The 5,875-nt window shown below is 69.4% G+C and carries 7 protein-coding genes and 1 pseudogene; 4 read left to right on the forward strand and 4 right to left on the reverse strand.

What is annotated here, in order from left to right; translation table 11 throughout:
- Positions 1 to 304: 304 nt before the first annotated feature.
- Positions 305 to 862, forward strand: a complete 558-nt coding sequence (locus VFE05_15305; GenBank protein ID HET6231440.1) for a hypothetical protein — start codon at positions 305 to 307, stop codon at positions 860 to 862.
- 242 nt (positions 863 to 1,104) lie between these two features.
- On the forward strand, positions 1,105 to 2,460 hold the full coding sequence (locus VFE05_15310; protein HET6231441.1) for a cytochrome P450: 1,356 nt from the start codon (positions 1,105 to 1,107) through the stop codon (positions 2,458 to 2,460).
- A gap of 217 nt (positions 2,461 to 2,677) precedes the next feature.
- On the opposite strand, the gene VFE05_15315 is transcribed toward VFE05_15310, so the two are convergent.
- The 4 genes from VFE05_15315 to VFE05_15330 form a co-directional block, all read right to left on the reverse strand.
- Positions 2,678 to 3,067, reverse strand: coding sequence for a type II toxin-antitoxin system VapC family toxin (locus VFE05_15315; protein HET6231442.1), 390 nt, complete (start codon positions 3,065 to 3,067; stop codon positions 2,678 to 2,680).
- Positions 3,057 to 3,278 carry a hypothetical protein gene (locus VFE05_15320; protein ID HET6231443.1) on the reverse strand — a complete coding sequence of 74 codons (222 nt, stop codon included), beginning with the start codon at positions 3,276 to 3,278 and terminating at the stop codon, positions 3,057 to 3,059. Before VFE05_15320 ends, VFE05_15315 begins: the two co-directional genes overlap by 11 nt.
- 105 nt (positions 3,279 to 3,383) lie before the next feature.
- Positions 3,384 to 3,668, reverse strand: coding sequence for a hypothetical protein (locus tag VFE05_15325; GenBank protein HET6231444.1), 285 nt, complete (start codon positions 3,666 to 3,668; stop codon positions 3,384 to 3,386).
- Between the two features lie 183 nt (positions 3,669 to 3,851).
- Entirely contained in the window at positions 3,852 to 4,643 is a 792-nt protein-coding gene (locus tag VFE05_15330; GenBank protein ID HET6231445.1) for an HD domain-containing phosphohydrolase, read from the reverse strand.
- A 193-nt stretch (positions 4,644 to 4,836) separates the two neighbouring features.
- Between VFE05_15330 and VFE05_15335 the strand changes: the two genes are divergently transcribed.
- Both VFE05_15335 and VFE05_15340 read left to right on the forward strand, forming a co-directional pair.
- Positions 4,837 to 5,394: a YceI family protein gene (locus VFE05_15335; protein ID HET6231446.1), complete on the forward strand. Its 558-nt coding sequence runs from the start codon at positions 4,837 to 4,839 to the stop codon at positions 5,392 to 5,394.
- Between the two features lie 192 nt (positions 5,395 to 5,586).
- Positions 5,587 to 5,875: pseudogene (locus VFE05_15340) on the forward strand (DMT family protein).

Raw genomic sequence — 5,875 nt, forward strand, 5'->3', positions numbered from 1 at the left:
CTGCCCGCGCCGGAAGCGCCTGCCGCATCCGCCGCCGACGACTCGGCGGCCCCGGTCCCGGCCGCCGTGGGTGCCCCGGACGTCGAGGACATGTCCGACGAAGGCCCGGCGGACACCGTGCCGATGCAGGGCATCCCCATCGTAGGCGCCTCGGAGGCGGTGGGCTGACGCCACGCTCCACCTTCGCAGCACTCGGCCCCGCCAGGTCCGCACCGTCCATCCGGACGTGCGGAAACCGGCGGGGCCGCTTACGTTTAAGCGCTTCCTGCGACCCGCTCCCCAGACCACTCCACCAATCCCATAGATGCACGCCAGCGAATGCGCCAAGTGCGGCGCCCAGGTTTCCGCATCGGCCTCCGCTTGCGACTACTGCGGGACCGCGGTGGATAGGGGCAGTCAGGCCGTCGCGCCCGCGCCCGGGACGCCGCTGCGCTGCCCCAAGTGCGCGTCCGAGAACGTGCGCCGGCTGGCGGTGGTCTACCAGGATGGCATCTCCACCGCGTCGGTGCCCGTTGCGGTGGACCGGGACCACGACGGGCGCATCGACGCGACGCCCGGCTCGGAGCTGGTCACCACGCGCACGCAGGCATCCGTAGCCGCCACGCCGCCGGCGAAGAAGCCTGCGTGGATGGTGGCCGGATGCGTCCTCCCGCTGATAGTGCTGCTGGGCGGGATGATCGGCATCCTCGTCGCGAGCGTCGTGGGCTTGGTGGTGGGTCCGGCGATCGCCGGGTGGCTGGTGTGGCGCTGGTACGCCAAGTGGCGCCGCTACAACGCGGACGAATATCCGGGGCTCATGGAGGCGTGGCAGCACACCTTCCGCTGCGACCGCTGCGGCACCCACTTCCGGGCCGAGATCTGATCCGGCGCGCGCCTCGTCTGCCGACGGCCGATACGGTAGATGACGAGCGAGGAGCCAACCCGCGGACGCAGAGCCGGGTCTGCGGGCGAGAAGACGAAGATGCCGCGTCCGCTGCTGCTGCGGGCGCGGCATCTTCTTTTCCCCTCGCGGACGTGTTCTTTTCTCGGGAGATGCGGGATGCGCAATCGTGGGCGCGCCCGCGGCTCATCTACCGACCCGCCCGAACCCGCCGATTACGCCCGATGACGACCGAGCTCGACCGCCTGCCCGATCCGCCCGGCCCGCGCCCGCGGGTGCCGCTGGGGTCGCTGATGGCCTTCCGCCGCGACCCGCTGACGTTCCTCATGCGACTGCACGACCAGTACGGGGACGTGAGCAGCTTCCGCATCGGCAAGCGGTGGTTCTACCTGCTGGGCGACCCGGAGCACGTGCGCGACGTGCTGGTCACGCGCAACCGCAACTTCATCAAGAGCATGGCGTTGCAGCGCTCGCGCGTGCTGCTGGGCACGGGCCTGCTCACCAGCGAAGGCGACTTCCACCTGCGGCAGCGGCGCATGGCGCAGCCCGCCTTCCACCGCGAGCGAATCGCCGCGTACGCGCGCACCATGACGCGCCTGGCGGGCGAGACGGCGGAGAGATGGAGCGACGGCGAGACGGTGGATGCCGCGCGGGAGATGAACCGCCTGACGCTCGCCATCGCAGGCCGCACGCTCTTCGGCGCCGACGTGCAGGGCGAGGCCGACGAGATCTCGCGCGCCCTCACCGACGCGCTGGGGCTCTTCTCGCGGCTCACCAACCCGTTCGCCTTCATCCTGGACCGGCTGCCCGTGCCCGGCACCGTGCGCATGCGCCGCGCGCGCGAGCGGCTGGACGCCACCATCTACCGCATGATCGAGGCGCGGCGCGCGGGCGGTGGCGAGGGCGGCGACCTGCTCTCCATGCTTCTGGCCGCCCGTGACGACGAGGGCGACGGCGGCGCCATGACCGACCTCCAGCTGCGCGACGAGGCGCTCACGCTCTTCCTGGCCGGCCACGAGACGACCGCCAACGCGCTCGCGTGGACGTGGCACCTGCTCGCCGCCAACCCCGCCGCCGAGTCCGCCCTCCATACCGAGGTGGACGCCGCCCTCGCCGGCCGCACGCCCACGGCAGACGACCTTCCGCTGCTGCCGTACACGCGCGCCGTCGTGGCGGAGTCCATGCGCCTGCGCCCGCCCGCGTGGAGCATCGGCCGCGAGCCGCTGGCGGACTTCGAGCTGGGCGGCTACCGCATCCGCGCCGGCTCGGTGGTGCTGATGAGCCCGTGGGTCACCCACCACGACGCGCGCTTCTTCCCCGAGCCCGAAGCCTTCCGCCCCGAGCGCTGGCTGGGCGATGCGGACGCGGCCGTCCCGCGCATGGCGTACTTCCCGTTCGGCGCCGGCCCGCGCAAGTGCATCGGCGAAGGGTTCGCGTGGATGGAGCTGACGCTCGTCCTCGCCACCCTGGCCCAGCGCTGGCGCCTCCGTCCCGCCTCCCCCGCGCCGGTCCTCCTCGAACCCCTCATCACCCTCCGCCCCCGCGGCGGCCTACCGATGCGCGTAGAGCGCCGCGACTGACAAACCTAAATCCGCACTGATCTTGCACCTGTAGGGGTGCGATTTATCGCATCCGAAACCCTCAGCGTTCGGCTGACTACCGGTTTGACATCGGACAAACCCGCGGCGCATGGTTGGCCTCCAGCGCCTCGGTGCTAATTCCCAGCTCCGATAACAGCATCCCCGACTCCACTAGGGAGCCGGGGATGCTTTTTGCTCTGCGGCGAGCGAGGTCGGGCTACCAGGAAAGCAGCGGCAGTCCGTCAATCTCTCGGAAATGGGCGTCGCGAGTGGCCAGGGTGATCCCATGCTGTCGCGCGAGTGCGGCGATCCAGATGTCGTTCTCGGGTATCGGACGACCTTTTGCTCTCAGGCCATTCTTGATCTTCCCATAGAATCGAGCCGTCTCGTGGTCACAAGCGAGCGGAATCGTACTCTCGGCAAATGCCTCAACCTGCGCTAAGCCCTCAGCGATTCGCCTGGAGCTCTCCGCGCCATACAACAGTTCCCCAAGCACGATGGACGGCAGATACACTGCCTCGGCGCTTTTCAGTAGGCGTTCAACGGAAGGGACCTTGGAGAACAGGTCCACCACGACGCTGGTGTCGAGAAGAATCTTACCAGCCATGCGGATCTACGTTCTCGCAGCCTTCCTCGATCGCCCGTGCCATCGCAGCGACGTCTTCAGGAGGGAGGGCTCCGGCGAACCGCAGCAGCGACTCGCCGCTCCCCCGCTTGGGTGCCTCGTCTAGCCCACGTACAAACTCAAGCACCTGCTTCTGCTGGTTCGGGGCGAGCGCCGCCAATCGCTCGATGATTTCGCGTTCCAGCGCCGCCATAGCCACGGTTCTCCACTCACGAGGTCGGAGTTCTGCTTGACGAAAAATAGTGACTCTTCAGGGAGATGGTAAGCTCTCTCTCCGCGGCAGAGGGTGGCGAAGAGCCTACGTGCCCGCGGGGCAGTCCACCACGCGTAGGTTCGCCGCGTTCTTGTGCCACACGGCGGGACCGCCGTCGATGGTGAGCATGCGCGCGCCGGACGCGTCCGTCTCCTCGGCCGTGATGCGGCCGTACGGGGCGCCGTCCGCCGCGTCGATCGCGCACTTGCCGATCACGTCCTTCGCCTCGGCCGCGGGCGTGCCCTGGGCGGCCGCGTCGCCGTCGCCGTGCCCGCAGGCGGAGGCGAGCGCACACAGGGAGAGGGTCGCTGCGAGGGAGCGGATGCGCATGGGCGTGTGTCCGGTGTGGATGTGGAGAGGACCGGCGGGAGGGGTGCCGCGCCCTGCCCGCGAGCGCGGGTAGGCAGAACGTATTGCGCATCGGCCGTGCATCGCCAGAGGCGCGTCCAACACCGCCGCCGCGCGCCGTCCCGGCAGCCGCGACGGCGCGTTCTGCTCCTCGCGTCCGTGGCGCTACTCGCCCTGGCCCTTGAAACCGGTCCGCTTCTCGTCCTGCTCGCCTTCGCGCACGCGCTCCTCGTCCTGCTGGCCCGCGCGGGCGATGGCACCCCACCGCGCCGCGATGGCGGGCGAGAGCAGGAGCTGCACGACCGCGGGGTCGAACTGCGTCCCCGCGCCGCGGTGCAGCTCCTCGAGCGCGTCCTCCATGGGCATGGGGTCGCGGTACTTGCGCGGCTGCGTGAGCGCGTCGAACACGTCGGCCACGGCGATGATGCGGGCCGAGAGCGGGATGTCCTGGCCGCCCAGCCCCACCGGATAGCCGCTCCCGTTCCAGCACTCGTGGTGCGACGAGACGATCTGGCGGATGCCGGGGTGCAGCTTCTCCAGCGGCCCCAAAATGTGGGCGCTCTCGTGCGGGTGGTGCTCGATCTCGGCGCGCTGCTCCGGCGTGAGCGGCTTGTGAGAGTGCACGATGTCGAAGAACCGGTCGTCGATCTTGCCCATGTCGTGCAGCAGCGCCGCCACGCGCGCGGTGGCCAGCGCGGCGCCCCGCATGCCCATGGCCGCCGCCACCACGTACGTGAGGTCGGCCACGCGGCGGCTGTGGCGCGCCGTCATGGCGTCGTCTGCCGTGAGCGCGTTCAGCAGCACGTCTATGAGCGTGCGGTGCACCGACCGGCGCTTGCGGTTGCGGCTGCGCGCGTCTGCCATCCACGCCAGGCTCACCATGCCCGCCGACACCAGGGCGGCGCCCAGCATGCGGTGGTGGCGCGCACCGCGGTGGGTGGATATCTCGTTCAGCATCGGTCTCGTCTGGGCGGCGTGTCGGGGCGGTGGGGAGGGACCGCCGTCTGCACAAGCCAAGCCACGGGCTACACATACCTGATTCGGACTCCGCGTCTGCCGTGTGCCCCAGGGCCACGCTTGACATCGTTCCTCATCACATTATCTTAGTACTTAGATTTACTTGCCTGAACACATTCTAGGAGAGACGACCATGTCCGATACCGCCGCGGCAGCCACGCAGTCCACCTGGACCCTCGACGCCTCGCACTCCAACGTGGAGTTCTCGGTGCGCCACCTGATGATCTCGTCGGTGAAGGGGCACTTCTCCGAGGTGGAGGGCACGGTCACGGCCAACGACGCCGACCCCAGCGGGGCACGCGTGGAGGTGGTGGTGAAGACGGCGAGCATCGACACGCGCCAGGAGCAGCGCGACGCGCACCTGCGCTCGGCGGACTTCTTCGACGCGGACACGTTCCCGCAGATGCGCTTCGTGGGCACGCGCGTGGAACGCACCGGCAGCGACACGTTCAAGCTCACGGGGGACCTCACCATCAAGGACGTGACGCGCCCGCTCACGCTCGACGTGACGGAAGAGGGCCGCGGCAAGGACCCGTGGGGCGGCGAGCGCGCGGGCTTCAGCGCCACCGGCAAGATCAAGCGCAGCGAGTTCGGCCTGACCTGGAACCAGGTCCTGGAGGCCGGCGGCGTCGCGGTCGGCGATGACATCAAGATCTCCGCAGACGTGGAGCTGGTGAAGTCGGCGGCCTGATCCTCGGCCTGCTCCGCAGATGTGCAGCGCCCCCCGTGCCTTCCGGCGCGGGGGGCGCTCGCGTTCGATGTCGGATCGCTTCGTCGCGCGGGGCTGGCGTGGCGGGTGCGGCGGCGCCATCGTCACCGCCGCCGCACGGCCGTGCATCCAAGATTCCCGCACGATGCCATCTCCCGAACCCGCCGCCGAACCATGACGACCGTCCTGCTGCTCATCGTCTCCAACGTCTTCATGACGTACGCGTGGTACGGGCACCTGAAGCACCGCGAGCTGCCGCTGGTCACCGTGATCTTGGTGAGCTAGGGCATCGCGTTCTTCGAATACTGCTTCCAAGTGCCCGCGAACCGCATCGGGTACGCGCGGTTCAACGGCGCGCAGCTCAAGACGATCCAGGAAGTCATCTCGCTGGTCGTGTTCGGCTTCTTCTCCGTGTGGTATCTCAAGGAGCCGTTCCGCTGGAACTACCTCGTGGGCTTCGGGC

It is taken from the genome of Longimicrobiaceae bacterium, from assembly GCA_035696245.1.
Classification (GTDB): Bacteria; Gemmatimonadota; Gemmatimonadetes; order Longimicrobiales; family Longimicrobiaceae; genus DASRQW01.

Bases quoted from the DNA above. Each gene is read 5' to 3' on its own strand.
- VFE05_15330 (HET6231445.1), bottom strand. From the start codon at position 4,643: ATGCTGAACGAGATATCCACCCACCGCGGTGCGCGCCACCACCGCATG.
- VFE05_15325 (HET6231444.1), bottom strand. From the start codon at position 3,668: ATGCGCATCCGCTCCCTCGCAGCGACCCTCTCCCTGTGTGCGCTCGCC.
- VFE05_15335 (HET6231446.1), top strand. From the start codon at position 4,837: ATGTCCGATACCGCCGCGGCAGCCACGCAGTCCACCTGGACCCTCGAC.
- VFE05_15310 (HET6231441.1), top strand. From the start codon at position 1,105: ATGACGACCGAGCTCGACCGCCTGCCCGATCCGCCCGGCCCGCGCCCG.
- VFE05_15315 (HET6231442.1), bottom strand. From the start codon at position 3,067: ATGGCTGGTAAGATTCTTCTCGACACCAGCGTCGTGGTGGACCTGTTC.
- VFE05_15305 (HET6231440.1), top strand. From the start codon at position 305: ATGCACGCCAGCGAATGCGCCAAGTGCGGCGCCCAGGTTTCCGCATCG.
- VFE05_15320 (HET6231443.1), bottom strand. From the start codon at position 3,278: ATGGCGGCGCTGGAACGCGAAATCATCGAGCGATTGGCGGCGCTCGCC.